The sequence below is a fragment of the Streptomyces sp. NBC_00091 genome, assembly GCF_026343185.1.
Taxonomy (GTDB): Bacteria; Actinomycetota; Actinomycetes; order Streptomycetales; family Streptomycetaceae; genus Streptomyces.
Genome location: NZ_JAPEMA010000002.1, coordinates 834,670 through 855,510 on the forward strand (window position 1 = coordinate 834,670; position 20,841 = coordinate 855,510).

Sequence of the window (20,841 nt, forward strand, 5' to 3'; positions counted from 1 at the left end):
GACGGACTACTCCTGCGGTGATGGTCGGTTCAGTCGAGGACGATCGTGGTCAGCGCGCGTGGGGCGAGCGTCGCCTTGAGGGTCGTGCCATGGGTGGAGACGATGTCGGCCGGGGTGATCGAGCGGGTCTCGTCGGTGACGTAGCCGTCGGGGCGGCGGTCGTGCCCGCCGCGGAGAGAGAACTCGGCGGAGCTTTCGGTGGTCGCGGTGTTGAGGATCTCGATCACGCGGCTGCCGTCGGTGTTGCGGAAGGCCGTGATCTGCAGTGCCGGGCCGGCGTTCGTGACCGGCACGCGGACGGCGCCGGGGCGGATGAACCGGCTGAAGGCGGCCAGCGCCCAGTACCGCTTGGACACCCGGTAGTCGTCACCGGGGTTGGCGAGCTGGATGAGCCCTCGGGTCGCGCCGAGGGACGCGCCGGTCCAGTAGACGTAGGCGTTGGCGTTGCCGACGGCCAGGGTGTTCTGGATGTCGGCCGCGACGGTGAGACCGTCGTAGCCGCTGCCGTCGTGCCAGTTCTCGTTCCAGGTGGCGCCGTCCGGCGACCATTCCGACATCCACACGTGCTTGTCGGTCGGCTGCGCCACCTCGGTCGGACCGCTGTAGCGGTGTCCGGTGATGGTCCGCACGGCCTTGCCGGCCGCGGGGTCCGCCTCGATGGCTTCGGTGTAGGCGACCTGTCGGTCCCAGCCCGCGGCGTCGCAGCAGACCACCCCGGTCTTCAGTCCGGACGCGCGGACGGTCGGCCCGAGCACCTTGAGGAAGTCGACGGCCTGCTGCGGGGTGAACCGCATCGAGGCGTAGGTCGCCGTCCAGTCGGGTTCGTTGGTGAACCCGAGGTCGGTGATCCCGATGCCCTCCTGCCGGTAGAACTTCGCGTACTGGACGAGGTAGTTCGCGTAGGCCTGGCGCCATTCGGGGCGCAGCTCGCCGCCGTCGTTCTCGCTTCCGTTGGTCTTCATGAAGGCCGGGGCGCTCCAGGCGTCGGCGAAGAACCGTGTGACGCCGTAGTCCTTGGCCTCCTTGGCGAGCCAGACCTGACCGCCGTCCCAGCCGTCCCAGACGTACTTCGGCGTGGCCTGCGGCCCGCCGGGATCGGCCGGCAGGATCGTCGGCATGTGGTCGTAGACCCTGTCGGCCGACGACCCGATGCCCAGGCGCAGGATCGAAAGGCCCGCGCCCTTGTCCTTACTGAGCAGCAGGTCGAGCACCTCGCGCTGCTTGGCCGGGCTGAGGCCGCGTGCGCCGTGCAGCAGGTCGGCCCGCTGGAAGGCCATCGAGAAGCCGAATCCGTCTATGGGCTGGAGTTCGGCGCGGAAGTCGATGACGGGGTGCGCGGGGGCGGGGTGCGCGGGGGCGGCCACAGCCTGTGTTGTTAGCGCTAACAAAACTGCGGTCGATGCGGCCAGGCGTTTCACGGCGTCTCCTCGGGGGTGGAGGTCGGGCGGGACGGGTCAGCCCTTGGTGGCGCCCGCGGTCAGTCCGCCGATCAGCTGCCGCTCGGCGACGGCGTAGAAGGCGAGGGCGGGGACCATCGCGAGCACGATGTAGGCGAGGACGAGCGCGTAGTCGGTCGAGTACTGGCCCTGGAACTGCTGGACGCCGACCGGGATCGTCTGCCATTTCGGGTCGTTGAACACCAGCAGCGGCAGGAAGAAGTTGTTCCAGCTCGCGACGATCGCCAGCACCGAAACCGTGCCGAGCGCCGGACGCGCCATCGGCAGCAGGATCTTCCAGAAGAAGCGGAACTTGCCGCAGCCGTCCATGACGGCCGCCTCCTCGACCTCTGCCGGGACGGTCCGGAAGAACCCGCGCAGAATGATGATCGTCATGGGGAGCCCGAAGGCCGCCTGCGGGAGGATCACTCCGAGCGGGTTGTCGAGCAGGTCGAAGTTGCGCAGCAGCAGGAACAGCGGCAGGACGGCCACCGCGAACGGGAACATCAGCCCGATCGTGAACAGCGTGTAGAACAGCTCCCTGCCCCGGAAGGCGTAGCGGGCCAGTACGAACGCCGCCATCGCGGAGACCGCCACCGTGCAGCATGCCGTGCCGATCGCGATGCCCGCACTGTTGGCGATCTGCCGCCAGAACATTCCGTCGCCGAGAATGCCGGTGTAGTTGCCGGTCTTCCAGTGCTCCGGCAGCCCGAACGGGTTGGTCGTCAGCTCGCCGGTGCTCTTGAACCCGGAGATCACCGCGTAGACCAGCGGCACGACGACGAACGCGCCGATCAGCCAGACCACGGCGTGCAGCGACAGGCCGCGGGTCGTTCTGCGGGCGTTCATCGGCCACCTCCCGTGGTGACGGCCCCGCTCAGGTCACGGCGCAGAACGTACCGCTGGTAGAAGAGGGAGAAGACCAGACTGATCATGAACAGGACCACGCTGATCGCACTGGCGTAGCCGACCTGGTAGCGCTTGAACCCGAACTGGAACATCGAGATCGCCATCGTCTCGGAGGAGTGGTTGGGCCCGCCCGCGGTCATGACCCAGACGAGGTCGAAGAGCTGGATGGCGCCGATGACCGAAAGGAAGACGCTGATCCGGATCGTCGGGCCGAGCAACGGCAGCGTCACGTGCCGGAAGCGCTGCCAGGCGCCGGCGCCGTCGATGGAGGCTGCCTCGAGGATCTCGCCCGGGATGCTTTGCAGCCCGGCGAGGAAGAGCATCATGTGGAACCCGAAGTACTTCCAGGTCATGACCACGAACAGGGTCGGCATGACCGTCGAGGGATCGGCGAGCCACTTGCCCTGCAGCCCCTCCAGGCCGAGGGCGCCCGCGAGATGGTCGGCCATGCCGCCACCGGGAAGGAAGATCATCGTGAAGAGGACCGCCGTGACCACTTCGGACAGGATGTACGGCGCGAAGAACAGCATCCGGTAGACGGCCCGGCCGCGCAGCCTCTGGTTGAGCAGGACGGCGGTGAACAGCGCGAACGGCAACTGCACCGTGATCGACAGCGTGATCAGGTACAGCCCGCGCTCCAGATCGCCGAGGAAGACCTGATCCCGGAAGAGGGTGGCGTAGTTCCCGAAGCCGACGAACTCCTCCAGGGGGCCGACCCCGCCCCACTTGAAGAAGCCGGTGTAGACGGCGACCGCGATGGGGGCGAGGACGAAGACGAGGAAGAGGACCAGAGCCGGGACGAGGAACCAGGCGACGGACGCCCAGCTTCCCAGCCGGCGCGGGAGCGAGCGTGCCGGGGCGGGCGGGCCCACCGGCCCGGCGTCCTGCGTCCGCTCCTTGGTCAGGGTGGACACGGAGCTAGGCACCCTTCGCAGCCTCGGTGATCGACTTGGTGACCTGCTCGGGCGTCTTCTTGCCCGCGATGAGGTCGGCGACGCTGTCGTTGACCTCCTGGCCGACCGCCGGCGGGTAGGCCTGGTCGAGGAAGAGCTGGAAGCCCGTCGCCTTGACCAGGCTGTCGGCCACCACCTTCCTGTTGGGGTCGGTGAGCTGGCTCTCCGCGCCCTTGACCACCGGCAGGTAGCCGTTGGAGGCCAGCAGCTTGGACTGGTTGTCCAGAACGAAGAACTTCAGGAAGTCCAGCGCCTCCTTCGACGCACCCTTGCGCAGCGCGAAGCCACCGCCACCGCCGAACACGTCGGTGGCCCGACCGACCCCGCCGTCGACCGTGGGGAAGGGGAAGAAGCCCAGGTCCGCGCCGAGGTCGGCGCCCGCGTCCTTCTGCACCGACGGCCCCCACTGCCCCATCAGCTCCATGGCGGCCTTGCCGTTGCCCATGGTCGCGGCCTGGCCGCCGGGGGTGGCGTAGCCGGCGCCGAGGAAGGCAGTCTGGAACGGCTGGAGGTCGACCAGCTCCTTGAGGTGGGTGCCTGCCTGGACGAAGCCCGCGCCGGTGAAGTCCTTGGCGGTCGCGGCCTGCTGCAGCGCGGGGAGGCCTGCGACGCGCATTGCGAGGTAGGCCCAGTAGTAGTGGCCGGGCCATTTCTCCTTGCCCGCGAGGGCGATCGGAGTGACGCCCGCCGCCTTGAGCTTCTTGACGTCTTCCAGGAGCTCGGCCCAGGTGGCCGGCGGAGCGGCGATCCCGGCCTTGGCGAAGAGCTTCTTGTTGTACCAGAAGCCGACCATGCCGACGTCGTAGGGCACCCCGTAGGTCCGGCCCTCGAACTGATAGGCCTGCAGCGAGACCGGGGTGAGCTCGGACGACCAGCCGAACACGTCGGTGAGGTCCTCGACCAGCCCCGCGTCGACCTGCTGCCGCAGAACGCCGCCGCCCCAGGTCTGGAAGACGTCGGGGAGCTTTCCCGAAGAGGTGGTGGCGGTCAGCTTGGACTTGAACGCCTCGTTCTCCAACGAGGTCGTCTTGATCGTGATGTTCGGGTGGGCGGCCGTGAACGCCGAGGAAATCTGCGGGAAGAGGGACTTCCCCGGCTCCGTCGTGGCGATGTTCCACCACGCGAAGGTCACCTTGCCGCCGGCCGTCGGCATCGAGCCGGAGTCCCCGCCGCCACAGGCCGCGGTCAGCGAGACGGACAGAGCGGTCAGGCCCGAGAGCGCCAGGAAGCTTCGTCGGCTCGGGGGTGTGCTGGCCATGGGACCTCCGGGGTGGGGAACACGGTTCGATTTCGAAATTCTTTCGCAACATCCTCGATTCGGTGCTGCCACAAACTAGGAACGCACGGGCCCCCGGTCAAGCTTTCTTACTGATTTCCCTTTGGCAGCAGCGCACTTGGAGCTTGACAACCTGGTCGCGCCGACTGGAAACTCTTCGAAAGTTTGCGATACCTGTCGTCAGCCCAGAACGTCCGCACAGAGGAGAGAAGTTGAGCGAGCAGCGTCCGACCCTGGCCCTCATCGCCGCGGAGGCAGGGGTCTCCCAGGCCACCGTGTCGAAGGTGGTCAACGGCCGCTCCGATGTCGCACCCTCGACACGCGAACGGATCGAGGGCCTGCTGCGCTCCCACAACTACCTCCACCCCGGCGGGCAGGCCAGGGCCCGCAGGTCCGGCCTGGTCGACCTGATCATCGGTGGTCTGGACAGCGCGTGGGCGGTGGAGATCCTGCGCGGCGTCGAGGCCGAGTGCGCCCAGCGGAGCGTCGGCACCGTCGTGTCGCTCGTCCCGCCGGGCGAAGCCACGCCGTCGAGCTGGGCCGCCCTGCCGGTCCTGCACCACAGCGACGGCGTCATCCTCGTCACCGCCTCGGTCACCCAAGCCCAGCGTGCCCAGGTCGAACAGGCCGGGGTGGCGCTGGTGGTCATCGACCCGATCGACCTGCCGGGCAACGGCGTGCCGAGCATCGGCGCGACCAACTGGGCGGGCGGCCTCGCCGCCACGGAGCACCTGCTGGAGCTGGGGCACCGCCGGATCGGCGCGATCGGCGGGCGCAAGGAGATGCTCTGCAGTCAGGCCCGCATCGACGGATACCGCGCCGCGCTGGAGCGGGCCGGGATCGAGGTCGACCGCGACCTGATCCGGTTCGGCGACTTCCAGCACGAGGGCGGGTTCCAGCGCGCACGGGAACTGCTCGCCCTTCCCGAGCCGCCGACCGCCATCTTCGCCGGCAGCGACCAGCAGGCGATGGGCGTCTACGAAGCCGCCCGGCAGGGCGGGCTGAGCATCCCCCAGGACCTCAGCGTGGTCGGCTTCGACGACCTGCCGATGTGCGAATGGCTGTCACCGCCGCTGACGACGGTGCGCCAGCCGCTGGAGGAGATGGGCCGGCTCGCCGCCCGCACACTCTTCCAGCTCCTGGACGGTCAGCCCCTGGTCAGCCCCCGGATGGAGCTCTCGACCGAGCTCAAGGTCAGGCTCTCCACCGCCCCGCCCCGTCTCTAGGTCGTGTCGTCGAAGTCCCTAGGAGAACTCCTTGACCGAGCCCTGGCGTGACCCCCTCATACCCGTGTCCGTACGAGTCGCCGATCTGCTGAAACGAATGACGCTGGAAGAGAAGGCGGGTCAGCTCACCGGCTTCTGGGCGCTGCCGTCGGATCCGGGCGCACCGGTCGCGCCGATGGAGGACGATTCGGGCGAGTCCGCGCCCGGCCTGGACGACATCGTCGCCCACGGCCTCGGCCAGCTGACCCGGGTGTACGGCACCGCGCCGATCGCCGTGGAGGCCGGGATGGAGCGGCTCGCCTCGCTCCAGCGGCAGGTGACCGGATCCGGCCGGTTCGGGATCCCGGCGGTCGCTCACGAGGAGTGCCTGACCGGGTTCATGACGTTCGGAGCCACGGTCTTCCCCGGGCCGCTGGCCTGGGGCGCATCCTTCGATCCCGGGCTCGTGCGCCAGATGGCCTCCGCCATCGGCGCGGGGATGCGGCAGGTCGGCGTCCACCAAGGGCTGGCCCCGGTGCTCGACGTGGTCCGCGACTACCGATGGGGCAGGACCGAGGAGTGCATAGGCGAGGACCCCTACCTCGTCGGAGCGATCGGCACCGCCTACGTGCAGGGCTTGGAGGGCGCCGGGATCGTGGCGACGCTCAAGCACTTCGCCGGGTACTCGGCCTCACGCGGCGGCCGGAACATGGCCCCCGTCTCCTCGGGGCCGCGCGAGTTCGCCGACGTACTGGTCGAGCCATTCGTACGGGCACTGCGCGAGGGAGGCGCCCGGTCGGTGATGAACAGCTACACCGACGTGGACGGAGTCCCGGTGGCCGCCGACGAACGGCTGCTGACCGAGCTGCTCAGGGGTGAGCTCGCTTTCAGCGGTGTGGTCGTCGCCGACTACTACGCCGTCTCCTTCCTGGAAACCCGGCACGGTGTCACCGGATCGCGGGGCGCGGCCGGCGCGCTGGCGTTGACCGCCGGAATCGACGTCGAGCTGCCCACGGCCCGCTGCTACGGCGAGCCGCTGACCGAACTCGTCCGGTCGGGAGTCGTGTCCGAGGAGCTCATCGACCGGGCCGCGGAACGGGTCCTGCTGCAGAAGGCCGAGCTCGGCCTGCTCGACCCCGGCTGGGAACCCGTCAAGCCCGAGCCGGTCGACCTCGACCCGCCGGAGAACCGGGCACTGGCCGGGCTCCTGGCCGAACGGTCCACCGTGCTGCTCGCCAACGACGGCACCCTGCCGCTGCGGCCGTGCCGCGTGGCGATCAGCGGGCCGTACGCCGACGACCCCCAGTCCTTCCTCGGCTGCTACTCCTTCCCCAACCACGTCGCGCTGCCCGGCGACCTCGGGCTGGAGATCCCGACGCTCGGCGAGGCGCTCACCGCTGCCGGGTTCACGGTCACCGCGGACGATCCGGACGTGAACGTGCTGGTGCTCGGGGACCGGGCCGGCATGTTCGGCCGGGGCACCTCCGGCGAGGGCTGCGACGCCGAGACCCTCGACCTGCCCGGCGACCAGGCCGCGCTCGCCGACGCCGTTCTGGACGCCGGGGTGCCGACCGTTCTGGTCCTCGTCTCCGGACGGCCCTACGCACTCGGCACGCTGGCCGAGCGCGCATCGGCCGTGGTGCAGGCCTTCTTCCCCGGCGAGGAGGGCGGGACGGCGCTGGCCCGGATCATCAGCGGGGCCGCGGAACCGTCCGGGCGGCTGCCCGTCTCCATCCCCCGCCAGGCCGGCGGCCAGCCCGGCACCTACCTGCACGCGAGGCTCGGCGGGCACACCGACTGGAGCTCGGTGGACCCGACCCCGCTGTTCCCCTTCGGACACGGGCTGAGCTGGACCAGCTTCACCTGCTCGGAGTTGTCGGTGGATCCCGTTGCCGCGACGGACGGGGCCGTCTCCGTTTCGGTCACCGTACGCAACGTCGGCGAGGTGGCCGGGACCGAGGTGGTCCAGCTGTACCTCTCCGATCCCGTGGCGTCCGTCGTCCGGCCGCAACGGTGGCTCGCCGGATTCGGCAGGGTCGAGCTGCAGCCGGGCGCGGCCGCCCGGATCACCTTCTCCGTCCATGCCGACCGGACCTCTTTCACCGGGCTCGACCTGCGCAGGAGAGTGGAGCCCGGGGAGATCGGCGTGGCCGTCGGACGGTCCAGCGGCGACCTGCCGCTCCAGGGCTCCTTCACTCTGGAGGGCCCCGTACGCCACCCGGCGGCCGACCGGGTGCTGTCCGTGCCGGTCGAGATCGTCCCGGTTCCATGACCACGTCCTGCGATGATCCCGTCTTCGGTGATCCCGTGCTGCCCGGGTTCCGGCCCGACCCGTCCGTCTGCCGGGTGGGAGCGGACTACTACCTGGTGACGTCCAGCTTCGAATGGTTCCCGGGCCTTCCCGTCTTCCACAGCCGCGATCTCGTGAACTGGCGGCGCATCGGCTCCGCGCTCGACCGAGCGTCGCAGCTCGACCTCGACGGGTGCGAGCCCTCACGGGGTCTGTTCGCACCGACGATCCGGCACCATGAGGGGGTCTTCCATCTCGTCTGCACACTGATGGACGGCCCCGGCCATTTCGTCGTCACGGCGACCGACCCGGCGGGGCCGTGGTCACAGCCGATCTGGCTGGACGGCGAGGGCTTCGACCCGTCGCTGTTCTTCGACGACGGTCCGGACGACGGCGATGGCGACGGGGGCGGCGGCAGCCGGGCCTGGTTCACCGCCGCCCGCGTGCTGGACGAGGCCGGCGGCCGCACCGCGATCTGGATGCGCGAATACCTTCCCCACGAACGACTGCTCACGGGACCGGAGCACGTCCTGTGGTCGGGAAGCCACCCGGGCGCCCGATGGTCGGAAGCCCCGCACCTCTACAAGATCGACGGCAGTTATCTTCTGCTCACCGCCGAGGGCGGCACCGATGTGGACCACAGCGTGGTGGCCGCCCGCGCCGACCGCGTGACCGGCCCCTACGAGGGCGCCCCCGGCAACCCGGTGCTCCCACCCGCCAAGGGGCCGGTCACCTGCACCGGGCACGCCGACCTCGTCCAAACCCCGTACGGCGACTGGCGGGCCTTCCTTCTGGGCGTCCGCCCGGGCTCCGCCCTCGGCCGCGAGACCTTCCTCAGCCGGATCACCTGGGACGACGGCTGGCCGGTCTTCTCTCCCGTCGACCACACCGACCTCCGCCGGCCCCTCCACGACGACTTCGCCACCCTCGCCGCCGACTGGAGCACCCTGCGCACCCCACCCGCGCGGTTCTGGACCACCGGCGACGGACTCCGCCTCCAGCTCCGCCCCGAACACCTCGGCGAACGCACCGTCCCGTCCCTCCTGGCCCGCCCCCAGGAACAGCCCGACTGCGACGTCTCCACCGAACTGCACTTCGTCCCCGCCGCACCGGACGAAGAGGCAGGCCTCGCCGTAGTCCTCGACGACGACACCCATCTCCTCTTCCTTCGCACCACGGAGGGACTCAGCCTCCGCCACGGGCCCGAGATCCTGGCCGGCGTTCCCGTCCCGCCGGGCCCCGTTCGCCTGGGGGTCCGCATCCGCGGCTTCAGCCACACCTTCGCCCACGCGGCTCCGAACGGCGCCTGGGAGGATCTGGCCACCATCGAAGCCACCTTCCTCACCCCGCTGTTCACCAGTGTCCAGCTGGGCCTCTACGCCACCTCCAACGGCCGCCCCTCCACCAGCCAAGCCCACTTCACGTGGTTCGACATCACGTACCCGAGCCGGCAGGAACCGCCAGGCAGGCCCTGACGTCACTGACGCCGCGACCAGGTGGCGGTCCGCGTCCGCCACCTGCCGCCTCGCACCTCACCTCCCGCCCAGTCGACCCCCATTGACCTCGGTGTACCTGGCCGCGATGCACGCCGCCGGAGCGGATCGATCGCCTGGAGCAGCTGCGCGCGGTGCGCGGGACAGCCTTGTCGGCACCGCCCGACGGAGGTATTGACACGTCAATTGTGAGCGTTAACACTCATGCGCAGCAGGCAGCCGCAGCACCGACCTCGCAACCGCCGGTCGAAGCCCAACAGCCCTTGTGCGCGGCGCCCTTATCTCTCACAGACCACGGAGTTCGCCATGCCGGTTCCCCCCTTAAGCCGCCGCGCCGTGATCAAGGCGACCGGCGTCGCGGCCGTGGCCGCGGCTGTCGGCCCCGTACTGAACACCGTCTCCGCCACGGCGCAGACGCCCCCGGTCAGGTCCGACGTCGGAGTGTCGACGTTCCCGTTCGACCTGGGTCAGGTCCAGCTCACCAGCAGCCGCTGGCTCGACAATCAGAACCGCACCCTGGCCTATCTCCGCTTCATCGACGTCGACCGCCTGCTGTACAACTTCCGCGCCAACCACCGGCTCTCCACCAACGCCGCGGCCCCGACCGGAGGATGGGACGACCCGGCGTTCCCCTTCCGCACCCACGTGCAGGGCCACTTCCTCACGGCATGGGCCCAGGCCTACGCCGCGGTCGGGGACACCACCTGCCGCGACAAGGCCGACCGCATGGTGGCCGAACTCGCCAAGTGCCAAGCCAACAACTCCACCGCGGGCTTCTCCGCCGGCTACCTGTCGGGCTTCCCCGAGGCCGACTTCACCAGCCTCGAAGCAGGCACGCTGAACAACGGCAACGTCCCGTACTACTGCGTCCACAAGACCATGGCCGGTCTGCTCGACGTGTGGCGCCTCATCGGCAACACGCAGGCCCGCGACGTGCTCCTCGCGCTCGCCGGCTGGGTCGACCGGCGCACCGCCGCGCTCAGCCAGAGCAAGATGCAGTCGTTGATGGGCGTCGAGTTCGGCGGCATGAACGAGGTGCTGGCCGACCTCCACCAACAGACCGGCGACGCACGCTGGCTGGCCACCGCCCAGCGGTTCGACCATGCCGCGGTCTTCGACCCCCTCGCCGCGAACCTGGACCAACTGAACGGTCTGCACGCCAACACGCAGGTGCCCAAGTGGATCGGAGCCGTCCGCGAGTACAAGGCCACCGGGACGACCCGCTACCGCGACATCGCCGCCAACGCGTGGAGGATCTGCACCACCTCGCACACGTATGCCATCGGCGGCAACAGCCAGGCGGAACACTTCCGGGCCCCGAACGCCATCTCCGGCTTCCTCGCCCCCGACACCTGCGAGCTCTGCAACTCCTACAACATGCTCAAGCTGACCCGGGAACTGTGGCAGCTGGACCCCGGCCGGGCGTCGTACTTCGACTTCTACGAGAAGGTGCTGCTCAACCACGTCATCGGCGCCCAGAACCCGGCCGACCCGCACGGGCACATCACCTACTTCACCCCCCTCAACCCGGGCGGCCGCCGCGGCAAGGGCCCGGCCTGGGGCGGCGGCACCTGGAGCACCGACTACGGCACGTTCTGGTGCTGCCAGGGAACGGGCATCGAGTCCAACACGAAGCTGATGGACTCCATCTACTTCCACGACGGCAGCACCACCCTCACCGTGAACCTGTTCCTCCCCTCCGTCCTGGACTGGACCCAGCGAGGCATCACCGTCACCCAGACCACCTCCTACCCGGCCGACGACACCACGACGCTCAAGGTCACCGGCGGCGTCGGCGGGACCTGGTCGATGCGCGTCCGCATCCCCGGATGGACTTCGGGCGCCACCGTCAGCGTCAACGGCGTCGCCCAGACCGTCACGGCCAGTCCGGGCACCTACGCCACCCTCACCCGGTCCTGGGCCTCCGGCGACACCGTCACCGTGAAGCTCCCCATGCGCGTGGCCCTCCAGGCCGCCAACGACAACCCCGCTGTCGCGGCGATCACCTACGGCCCCGCCGTCCTCGCCGGCAACTACGGGAGCACCACACTGTCCTCCCTCCCGGCCCTGGCCCCCTCCTCGATCACCCGGACCAGCAGCACCTCCCTCGCCTTCACGGCCACCGCCAACGGAACGAAGGTCGACCTCGCCCCGTTCCACGACGCCCAGGGCTTCAACTACACCGTCTACTGGCGGACCGACACCGCCGGCTTCCGTCTCGTCAACGCGGCCAGCGGACTCGTCCTCGGCATCCGGGACATGTCGACCGCCGACGGGGGCCTCGCTCTGCAGTGGACCGACACCGGCACCACCGACCACAACTGGGTCCTCATCGTCGACGGCGCCGCACTGCGCCTGCGCAACGTCAACAGCGGCAAGGTCCTCGGCGTGCAGGGCATGTCCACCGCCGACAACGCCCCGATCCTCCAGTGGGCCGACACCGGCACGGCCGACCACCGGTGGACCGTCGTGGACGCCGGCAACGGCTACCACAAGGTTCGGAACGTCCACACCGGCAAGCTGCTCGGCATCGAAGGCGGCTCCACCGCCAACGGCGCCGCAGCCGTACAGGTGCCCGACACCGGCGCCCCCGCCGGCCAGTGGCAGTTCGTCCCCGACGGCGCCAGGCGCATCCAGAACGTCGCCAGCGGGCGGGTCCTCGGTGTGCGGGACATGTCCACCGCCGACGGCGGCCTCGCCATCCAGTGGGACGACAACGGCACCGCCGACCATCTCTGGACGGCCGTAGTCGACACCGGCGGCCACCTGCGCCTGCGCAACTCCCACAGCGGCAAGGTCCTCGCCGTGGAGAACGGCGACACCGCCAACGGCGCCCGGATCGTCCAGTGGGCGGACAACGGCACCGCCGACCACCGGTGGCGCCTGCGCCACGGCGGCGGCGACACCTTCAGGATCCAGTGCGCCAACAGCAGCCGCGTCCTCGGCGTCTCCGGCGCCTCCACCGCCCAGGGAGCACATACCGTTCTCTGGGACGACAACGGCGCCAACGACCACCTGTGGCGATTCATCTGACCCGGCGCCGAGTCTCCCGATCGCCACGGGCCGATCGCGGCGACGGGAAATCGAGTGGGAGGCGCTCCCGTCAGATCGGGCCGGCCCTGCCGGAAGCGCCCGCTGATCAGGCCGACGCGGGCAGATCGGGAGCGGACTCGCGCACGGTCAGGCGGGTCGGGAGGATCAGCGGGGTGGGGCGGTATCCTTCGATGGCACTGACCAGCATCCTGGCCATCTCCTGGCCCAGCGCCCGCACCGGCTGATGGACCGTGGTCAGCGGCGGGCTGGTGTGCCGGGCGCTCGCCAGGTCGTTGAAGCCGATCACCGCGACATCCTCGGGCACCCGGAGGCCCCGTTCCCGCAAGGTGCGCAGAGCGCCGATGGCCATCGCGTCGGAGGCCGCGAACACCGCGTCGGGATCGGAGTGCGCCCGGAGCAGTCGCTCCATCGCCTCCGCGCCGCCGTCCTCGGTGAACTGCCCGGGCTCGACCCCGAGAAGCGGCAGGCCGGACAAGGTCAGCCCCTCGGTGAACCCCTGCTCCCGCGTGACTGCGGCCCTGGCGTCCATCTGTCCGGTGATCATGACGGGCCGTCGGCGGCCCGTGCGCGCGAAGTGCTCGGCGGCCAGGCGGGCACCGCCCCGGTTGTCGGCGTCCACGTACCACGTGGGCTCGCCGGTGAGCGGGAGTCCGCCGAAGACGACGGGGAGATCGACCTCCTCTCCCAGGCGTCCCAGCGGATCGTCGCCGCGCAGCGCCATCAGCATGACGCCGTCGGCCCGGCGGGAGCGCAGCAACCGCTCGAACCTCTCCCGGCCGCGCGGGGTGTTGGCCAGCAGCAGGATCAGTTCCAGTTCGGTCTGCTCCAGCGCCGCGCTGACGCCGACGATGACCTCCGCGAAGAACGGGTCCGCGAACAGCCCCGGCTCGTCGCTGGAGACCGCCAGCACCACCGCTCCGACCCGGCGGGTCGCCAGGGCCTGCGCGGACGGATTGGGCACGAAATCCAGCTCGCGCACCGCCCGTTGGACCGCCTCCCGCTTGGCGCGGCTGACATGCGGGGCGTTGTTGATCACCCGGGAGGCCGCCGTGCGCGACACGCCGGCTCGTGCGGCCACCTCGTCGAGGGTCGGCATGCGCTTGGGTGACGGCTCCATGGAAGAACTGCTCCTCGACGACCCCAATCATCCCATCAGCGCGATCCGACCCCACACCAAAACTGGAAGCGCTTCCACTTCCCCACCCCCACCCCCACCCCCACCGGAGGAAGAACCATGCGCAAGTCCGTCCGAGCCGCATCCGTCCTGCTGGCCGGTGCCCTCGCCACCGGTCTCGCCCTGATCAGTGCCGGCCCGGCGTACGCCGCGGACCCGACCACCATGACCAGCGGCTTCTACGCCGACCCCGACAACTCCGCCCTGCGGTGGACCAACGCGAACCCCGGCGACGGGCGGGCGGCGGCGATCCGGACGTCCATCGCCAACACCCCGGCAGCCCGCTGGTTCGGGAACTGGAGCGGCGATATCGGCACGGCAACCGGCGCCTACGTCGGCCGCGCGGACTCCTACGACAAGCTGCCGATCCTGGTCGCGTACAACATCCCCCACCGGGACATCTGCGCCGGTCACTCCGGCGGCGGCGCGGGGAGCCGGGCCGCGTACGACGCCTGGATCGCCGCCTTCGCCAGTGGCATCGGCAACCGCCCTGCCGTGGTCGTCCTGGAACCCGACGCGCTCGGCCACGAGAGCTGCATGACGGCTGCTCAGATCGCGGAGCGCAACGCCATGCTGAAGAACGCGATCGACCAGTTCAAGGCCAAGGCACCCAACACCTGGGTCTACCTCGACGCCGGGAACCCCGGCTGGGTCGACGCCTCGACCATGGCGCGCCAGCTCGCCGCCGCCGGTGTCGGCGGGGCACGCGGCTTCGTGCTGAACGTCTCCAACTACTTCACCACCGACCAGAACACCTCCTACGGCAACGCGGTCAACTCCGCCCTGGGCTCCTACGGCTACACCAAGCCGTTCGTCGTCGACACCAGCCGCAACGGCAACGGTTCCAACGGCCAGTGGTGCAACCCCGCAGGCCGCCGGATCGGCACTCCCAGCCAGCGCGGCGGCGGTGCCGAGATGCTGCTGTGGATCAAGGTCCCCGGCGAGTCCGACGGCAACTGCGGCGTCGGGGCCGACTCCTCGGCCGGACAGTTCCTGCCGGAGGTCGCCTACAAGATGATCTACGGCTACTGACCCCCCTTCCCTCGCCGAAGGGCGAACCCCTACCGAAGGAACCCCGTGCGCATCCCGCTGCACCGATTAGCCCTGGCAGCGAGCGCACTCACACTGCTCCTCGGCGCCGCCGCCCCGGCCTCTGCCGAGGCGAGCTCCGCGCCGGACTCCCACACGCTTGCGACGAACACCCGCTTCCACGTCGATCCCGACAGCGACGCAGCCCACCAGGCCGTCACCGACTTCCTTCACCGGGACTTCGAGGGCGCCAAGTCCATGGCGAAGCCAGCTAGTTGGCCAGAGGCTGCCTGGTTCACCGCCGGCACCCCGGAGCAGGTCGAATCCCGCGTACGCGACCTGGTGCGCCGCGCCGAGCGAACCCGGACGGTTCCCGTCCTGGTGGCCTACAACATCCCGCTGCGCGACTGCTCCCAGTATTCCTCCGGCGGTGCGCAGTCGGACGCCGAGTACCAGGCCTGGATCAGCGCCTTCGCCCGGGGGCTCGGCCGCAGCAAGGCCGTCGTCATCCTCGAACCGGACGGGCTGGCCAACCTCTCCTCCGACTGCGGTCCCGGCAGCGACCCCACCGGCGCGATCACCACAGGACGCTTCGCCGACCTCAACCACGCGATCGACGCCCTGGGGCAGCAGCCGAACAGCGTCGTCTACCTGGACGCCGGCAACAGCCACTGGCGCAGCGTCGGCGACATCGCACAACGCCTCCTCCAGGCCGGCGTCACCCGCACCCAGGGCTTCTCGCTGAACGTCTCCAACTATCTGGCCACCGGCCTGTCCACCCACTACGGCACCTGGGTCTCCCAGTGCCTGTGGTTCGCCACCAAAGGCCCGGACTGGGCCAGGGGGCACGCCGACTGGTGCGCGAGCCAGTACTACTCACCCGCAGCACCGAACGACGGGCAGCCGGGAAACTCCGTGAACGTGGACGATCCGTCCACGTGGCACTGGACCGACCGCTGGTTCCAGCAGAACGTCGGTACCCCGCCCGCGGGCAAGTACAGCGGCGACCCGCAAACCTGGTGCAACGCCCCGGGTCGCGGCGTCGGCGACCGGCCGACCGCGAACACCGGCGTCCCGCTCGTGGACGCCTACCTGTGGATCAAGACCGTCGGCCAGTCCGACGGCCAGTGCAACCGCGGCATCCCGGGCGGCACCATCGACCCGGAGTACGGCATCGTCGATCCCGCGGCCGGCGTGTGGTGGCCGGAGCAGGCCAAGTCCCTCGTCCGGAACGCCAATCCCGCACTGGGGTTCAACACGGTCGTGCGCTGACCGAGGCCGCCGTGACCAGGCGGCCATTCCCGGCGATGCCGACTGAAGGAAATGCTCGTTTACAGCTTTCCGCCAGATCCCGATTGAATGGTCCTCATCGAAATACTTTCGATGAGGACCACTCAATGAAAAGGGACCACTAAGCGCCCCCGAGAGACAGATTCTCGAAATGCTTTCGAAACTCTTGACTTGTTTCGGCGGGGTTTCCAGACTGATGGCCGAGGCGGTGTGGCCCGTCCGTGTCCGGTTCCGGGCGCCGTCCTCGGATCTCTACGCGCTCATGAGCGTCCCTTTCCCATGGACGCGGGCGTCGTTCACGCGGATTCACCATGCCGCGATCCAACCCTTCCGCGATTTCTTTCTGGAGGCTCATTCATGGGCTCACAAGCCATTCCCCCACCCACCATCCGCCGGAAGACCAGCGTCCTGTGTGCGGCCCTGGTCGTCGGCGTCCTCGGTGCGGCCGCCGCGCTGGTGGCGCCGACGTCACACGCCGCCGAGAGCACGCTCGGCAGCGCGGCGACGCAGAGCGGCCGGTACTTCGGTACCGCCATCGCCTCGGGCAGGCTGGGCGACTCGGCGTACACGACGATCGCCGGCCGCGAGTTCAACTCGGTGACGCCCGAGAACGAGATGAAGATCGACGCCACCGAACCCCAGCGTGGCCAGTTCAACTTCGCCGCGGGTGACCGCGTCTACAACTGGGCGGTGCAGAACGGCAAGCAGGTGCGCGGCCACACCCTGGCCTGGCACTCCCAGCAGCCCGGCTGGATGCAGAGCCTCAGCGGCAGCACGCTGCGCCAGGCGATGACCAACCACATCAACGGCGTGATGGCCCACTACAAGGGCAAGATCGGCCAGTGGGACGTCGTGAACGAGGCCTTCGAGGACGGCACTTCAGGAGCCCGGCGCGACTCCAACCTGCAGCGCACCGGCAACGACTGGATCGAAGTCGCCTTCCGCACCGCGCGCGCCGCCGACCCGGCCGCCAAGCTCTGCTACAACGACTACAACGTCGAGAACTGGACCTGGGCCAAAACCCAGGCCATGTACGCCATGGTCCGGGACTTCAAGCAGCGCGGCGTGCCGATCGACTGCGTCGGCTTCCAGTCGCACTTCAACAGCGACAGCCCCTACAACAGCAACTTCCGCACCACCCTGCAGAGTTTTGCAGCCCTCGGCGTCGACGTGGCCGTCACCGAACTCGACATCCAGGGTGCCTCGGCCACGACCTACGCCAACGTGACCAACGACTGCCTGGCCGTCCCGCGCTGCCTCGGCATCACCGTCTGGGGGGTGCGCGACACCGACTCCTGGCGACCGGAGCACTCGCCGCTGCTGTTCAACGGTGACGGCAGCAAGAAGGCCGCCTACTCCTCCGTCCTCAACGCGCTCAACGCCGGATCCTCTACTCCCACTCCGACCCCTTCGCCCGGTTCTGGACAGATCAAGGGCGTCGGGTCGGGCCGCTGCCTGGACGTGCCCGGTGCCAGCACCACCGACGGCACCCAGGTCAACCTGTGGGACTGCAACAACCGCACCAACCAGCAGTGGTCGCACACCGCCGCAGGCGAGCTCAGGGTCTACGGCAACAAGTGCCTGGACGCCGCCGGCACCGGCAACGGCACCAAAGTCCAGATCTACAGCTGCTGGGGTGGCGACAACCAGAAATGGCGCCTCAACTCCGACGGATCCATCGTCGGAGTCCAGTCCGGCCTCTGCCTCGACGCCGCCGGCAACAACACCGCCAACGGCACCCTGATCCAGCTCTACTCCTGCTCGAACGGCAGCAACCAGCGCTGGACCCGTACCTGACGACCTGCCATGGAGTGGAGCCGGGACGATCCTGGCTCCACTCCGTCGTCCATCGCCGGGTGGGCGTGACGTGACGATCGTTCAGGAGCAGAGTGCTCCGTTGAGCGTGTAGCGCGCCGGCACGGCGTTGGTGCCCGAGTACGTCGCCTGGAAGCCGAAGCTCACGCTGCCGCCGGGTGCCAGTGTTCCGTTCCATCCGGTGTCCCGGGCGGTGACCGTGCTGCCCGGCTGGCTCACCGTGGCGTTCCAGCCGTTGGTGATCCGCTGGTCACCTGCGAAGCTCCAGCCGATGGTCCACCCGGATACCGCCGAGGTTCCGGTGTTCTTCACCGTCACCGTCGCCGTGAAGCCGTTGCCCCAAGCGTTGTCGATCCGGTACGCCACCGCGCAGGAGGCCGCCGAAGCGTCGTCGTCCGCCTCCGTCGCCGTGAACGTCGCCGACTGCACGCCAGGACCACCGACCGCGAGCGTCGCGCTGCCCGACGACGCGTCGGGGTCCTGCGCGGCGAGGACCGAAACCTGCTGCGGCGTCGCCCAGTACGAGCCGACGTCGTCCACGTAGCACGCCGCCGGTGCGCAGCCCGCGAGCTTCTCCTTGGCCACCGGGTCCTCCAGCCCCGCGTTCGGTCCGCCCGCGAAGGATCCGGCCGGCGGGTGCGGCAGCGAGGCGTCGTTCTGGTGTGCCCAGAACCGGTGGTGCTGGTTCGCGGGGTAACGATCGCCGTAGCCGGTGACGTAGGAGAGGTCGAGTGCGTTCCGGCCGAGCAGGTAGTCCAGGGACTCCAACGCTCCTGCCCGGTACCGTTGTTGACCGGTGAGCTCGTATGCGACGGCCAGCACGATCGCGTTGTTGGTGACGGAGCTGTTGGAGCCCCACACGTACCCGGTGGCGGGGAGCGACACCGCGTAGCCCTGTCCGGCCATGGTGGACAGGTGGCCATCGGCGGCCGTGGTCAGCAGGCCGCGGAGCCGGGCCACGTCGTCGGCGGGCAGGGCCACGCCGGGGACGGTGGCGAGGGTGATCCGGCCGGGCGTCGCGGTGCCGCCCCACCAGAATCCGTCGACGGACTTGGTGTGGTGCGCAGAGGAGGCGACGGCGTCCCGGTACTGCGACTCGCCGGTGGTGGCCAGGAGTTCCACCGCCGCCCAGTAGAACTCGTCGGAGACGTCGGCGTCCTCGTACGCACGGCCGCCGGCGTTGTCGGTCGCGAGAGCAAGCACGTTCGGGTTGACCTTGGCAGCCGTCCAGGCGCGGCGGGCCGCGTCCAGGCAGCGCGCGGCGAACGCGGCGTCGTACGGCTCGCGTACACCCGGGCACACTGCGCGGCCGAGGCCGCCAGGTTCAGCGTCGCGGCGGTCGACGGCTTGTGCAACTCACGCTGTTCGGCATCGAGTTCGGGCCGGGTCGGCAGGGCAGTCCACTTGGCGTCGTGTATCTTGTGGAAGGCCATCCCGGCCATCGGCTTCTCGGCCGGGACCTGCATCCGCAGCAAGAACTCCAGCTCCCAGCGGGCCTCGTCCAGCACGTCCGGCGTCCCGTTGCCGCGCTCCGGCACCCGCAGCGTCGCGTCGCCGAGCGCCGCTTCGCTGCCCGAACGGCGGGCCCGCTCGAAGGAGTTGACCATCTCCCAGACGGAGATGCCGCCGTTGACCACGTACTTGCCTTGGTCGCCCGCGTCGTACCAGCCACCGCGCACGTCCAGTTGGTAGTTAGTCGCACACCCCGGCCTGGCAGGGGACGCCGGTGTCGCCCTTGTTCGGGGCGACGCCCAGGTGCCCGGCGGGGCGGGCGTAGGCGCTGCCGCCCGCCAGAGTCGCGTCGATCGCAATACCGCTGCGCTGCTGGTAGAAGAACGACATGCTGTCGGCGCGCAGTCCGTCGTACAGCGATGCGGAGATGTCGAAGGGGTGGCTGCTCTGGCCGTCGACGACCAGGGTGAAGCCGGTGCCGGTGCCGGTGTACGCGCCGAAGTCCACCAGGTGCGTGGACTGGCCGGACGCCTGGTCGGACCCGCGCACCGTGGTGGCACCCGAGGCGGAGGCGTCGCGCAGTTGCCAGGCGAGCGGGGCGGTCGCGGAGCCGGCCACGGTGGCCCGCTTGGGGCCGTCGGGCAGGTAGCCGAGCTGGTTGACCCGTACAGGTGTGCCGGCAGCGGCTGCCGCGGTGGCGGCAGCCGCGACCGGAACGGTCAGGGCGGTCGTGGACAGGCCGCCGACGGCCAGCGCGAGGCCGGCGCCTGACGGACACGTCAAGTCACGGTCCGGAACCGGTAGTTGACCGCCCCCTTGATCCGAGAACAGGTCGCCACCTCCCGAGCCGGTGCGCGACTTCAGACGCCCGGGGCGTGAGGAGCGTTGCCGTAAGAGGCGTCCGGTCCGTGCTTACGGGTGAAGTGCCGCTCCAGCAGGTGCTTCGGCGGTTCGGAGGCTTCCCCGAGGCGGGACCCCAGTGCCAGCGTGTGCAGCGCCATCTCCGCCACGGCCTCGCAGACGATGGCGTTCTCCAGCGCCGCCTTCGCGGTGGCGCCCCAGGTGAAGGGTCCGTGTCGTGAGACGAGCGCTCCGGGGACCTCGTCGGCCCGCCGGGGGTCGCCGTCGAGCCGGGCGACGATCACCTGTCCGGTGTTGTACTCGTAGTCCCGCGCGCACTGCTCGGCGGTGAGGTCCTCCGTCACGGGGACCGGCCCGTTGAAGGTGTCGGCGTGCGTCGTGCCGAGTACGGGGATCGGGCGGCGCGCCTGGGCGAAGGCGACGGCGTGCGTCGAGTGCGTGTGGGTGACGCCGCCGATGGAGGGGAAGGCCCGGTAGAGGCACCGATGGGTTTCGGTGTCGGTGGACGGCCTGAGGTGTCCCTCGACGACCCGCCCGTCCTCCAGTGCCACCACCACCAGGTCCTCCTCTGCGAGGTCGGCGTAGGAGACCCCGGACGGCTTGA

15 protein-coding genes and 1 pseudogene are annotated in these 20,841 nt (G+C 69.8%); 7 read left to right on the forward strand and 9 right to left on the reverse strand.

Annotated elements, in window-relative coordinates; translation table 11 throughout:
- Positions 1-29: 29 nt before the first annotated feature.
- The 4 genes from OOK34_RS31525 to OOK34_RS31540 all read right to left on the reverse strand — a co-directional run bounded on the left by OOK34_RS31525 (position 30) and on the right by OOK34_RS31540 (position 4,556).
- Positions 30-1,364, reverse strand: coding sequence for a glycoside hydrolase (locus tag OOK34_RS31525; protein WP_267036536.1), 1,335 nt, complete (start codon positions 1,362-1,364; stop codon positions 30-32).
- 90 nt (positions 1,365-1,454) lie between these two features.
- A complete protein-coding gene (locus OOK34_RS31530) occupies positions 1,455-2,285 on the reverse strand; it encodes a carbohydrate ABC transporter permease (protein WP_267036535.1) in 831 nt (276 codons plus the stop codon).
- Positions 2,282-3,178, reverse strand: a complete 897-nt coding sequence (locus OOK34_RS31535) for a carbohydrate ABC transporter permease (protein WP_267036930.1) — start codon at positions 3,176-3,178, stop codon at positions 2,282-2,284. Before OOK34_RS31535 ends, OOK34_RS31530 begins: the two co-directional genes overlap by 4 nt.
- Positions 3,179-3,263: 85 nt before the next feature.
- A complete protein-coding gene (locus OOK34_RS31540) occupies positions 3,264-4,556 on the reverse strand; it encodes an extracellular solute-binding protein (protein ID WP_267036534.1) in 1,293 nt (430 codons plus the stop codon).
- 230 nt (positions 4,557-4,786) lie between these two features.
- Between OOK34_RS31540 and OOK34_RS31545 the strand changes: the two genes are divergently transcribed.
- From OOK34_RS31545 to OOK34_RS31560, 4 genes are all read left to right on the forward strand, one after another.
- Complete coding sequence (locus tag OOK34_RS31545) at positions 4,787-5,800, forward strand: LacI family DNA-binding transcriptional regulator (protein ID WP_267036533.1); 1,014 nt, start codon at positions 4,787-4,789, stop codon at positions 5,798-5,800.
- A gap of 31 nt (positions 5,801-5,831) precedes the next feature.
- A complete protein-coding gene (locus OOK34_RS31550; RefSeq protein ID WP_267036532.1) occupies positions 5,832-8,051 on the forward strand; it encodes a glycoside hydrolase family 3 N-terminal domain-containing protein in 2,220 nt (739 codons plus the stop codon).
- Entirely contained in the window at positions 8,048-9,544 is a 1,497-nt protein-coding gene (locus OOK34_RS31555) for a glycoside hydrolase family 43 protein (RefSeq protein WP_267036531.1), read from the forward strand. Before OOK34_RS31550 ends, OOK34_RS31555 begins: the two co-directional genes overlap by 4 nt.
- Before the next feature lie 324 nt (positions 9,545-9,868).
- Positions 9,869-12,595 (forward strand): beta-L-arabinofuranosidase domain-containing protein, encoded by a 2,727-nt coding sequence (locus OOK34_RS31560; protein ID WP_267036530.1) that lies wholly within the window; start codon positions 9,869-9,871, stop codon positions 12,593-12,595.
- Between the two features lie 106 nt (positions 12,596-12,701).
- Here OOK34_RS31560 and OOK34_RS31565 read toward each other — a convergent pair whose 3' ends face one another.
- Positions 12,702-13,733: a LacI family DNA-binding transcriptional regulator gene (locus OOK34_RS31565; protein ID WP_267036529.1), complete on the reverse strand. Its 1,032-nt coding sequence runs from the start codon at positions 13,731-13,733 to the stop codon at positions 12,702-12,704.
- A gap of 117 nt (positions 13,734-13,850) precedes the next feature.
- On the opposite strand from OOK34_RS31565, the gene OOK34_RS31570 reads away from it, so the two are divergent.
- The 3 genes from OOK34_RS31570 to OOK34_RS31580 all read left to right on the forward strand — a co-directional run bounded on the left by OOK34_RS31570 (position 13,851) and on the right by OOK34_RS31580 (position 17,906).
- Positions 13,851-14,822, forward strand: a complete 972-nt coding sequence (locus OOK34_RS31570) for a glycoside hydrolase family 6 protein (protein WP_267036528.1) — start codon at positions 13,851-13,853, stop codon at positions 14,820-14,822.
- A 45-nt stretch (positions 14,823-14,867) separates the two neighbouring features.
- Positions 14,868-16,091: a glycoside hydrolase family 6 protein gene (locus OOK34_RS31575; RefSeq protein ID WP_267036527.1), complete on the forward strand. Its 1,224-nt coding sequence runs from the start codon at positions 14,868-14,870 to the stop codon at positions 16,089-16,091.
- Positions 16,092-16,466: 375 nt separating this feature from the next.
- Entirely contained in the window at positions 16,467-17,906 is a 1,440-nt protein-coding gene (locus OOK34_RS31580; protein ID WP_267036526.1) for an endo-1,4-beta-xylanase, read from the forward strand.
- 81 nt (positions 17,907-17,987) lie between these two features.
- Here OOK34_RS31580 and OOK34_RS35520 read toward each other — a convergent pair whose 3' ends face one another.
- The 4 genes and pseudogenes from OOK34_RS35520 to OOK34_RS31600 all read right to left on the reverse strand — a co-directional run.
- Complete coding sequence (locus OOK34_RS35520; protein WP_353963390.1) at positions 17,988-18,509, reverse strand: cellulose-binding domain-containing protein; 522 nt, start codon at positions 18,507-18,509, stop codon at positions 17,988-17,990.
- Positions 18,504-19,603: pseudogene (locus tag OOK34_RS35525) on the reverse strand (glycoside hydrolase family 9 protein); the annotation flags it as partial. The gene OOK34_RS35520 and the pseudogene OOK34_RS35525, both read right to left, overlap by 6 nt.
- Before the next feature lie 13 nt (positions 19,604-19,616).
- Complete coding sequence (locus OOK34_RS31595) at positions 19,617-20,159, reverse strand: cellulase N-terminal Ig-like domain-containing protein (protein ID WP_267036525.1); 543 nt, start codon at positions 20,157-20,159, stop codon at positions 19,617-19,619.
- A 77-nt stretch (positions 20,160-20,236) separates the two neighbouring features.
- On the reverse strand, positions 20,237-20,841 hold a 605-nt coding region (locus OOK34_RS31600), incomplete at its 5' end, for a class II aldolase/adducin family protein (RefSeq protein ID WP_267037538.1).

Coding starts and splice junctions, on each gene's coding strand:
- OOK34_RS31530 (WP_267036535.1), bottom strand. CDS start 2,285: ATGAACGCCCGCAGAACGACCCGCGGCCTGTCGCTGCACGCCGTGGTC.
- OOK34_RS31540 (WP_267036534.1), bottom strand. CDS start 4,556: ATGGCCAGCACACCCCCGAGCCGACGAAGCTTCCTGGCGCTCTCGGGC.
- OOK34_RS31555 (WP_267036531.1), top strand. CDS start 8,048: ATGACCACGTCCTGCGATGATCCCGTCTTCGGTGATCCCGTGCTGCCC.
- OOK34_RS31560 (WP_267036530.1), top strand. CDS start 9,869: ATGCCGGTTCCCCCCTTAAGCCGCCGCGCCGTGATCAAGGCGACCGGC.
- OOK34_RS31565 (WP_267036529.1), bottom strand. CDS start 13,733: ATGGAGCCGTCACCCAAGCGCATGCCGACCCTCGACGAGGTGGCCGCA.
- OOK34_RS31570 (WP_267036528.1), top strand. CDS start 13,851: ATGCGCAAGTCCGTCCGAGCCGCATCCGTCCTGCTGGCCGGTGCCCTC.
- OOK34_RS31580 (WP_267036526.1), top strand. CDS start 16,467: ATGGGCTCACAAGCCATTCCCCCACCCACCATCCGCCGGAAGACCAGC.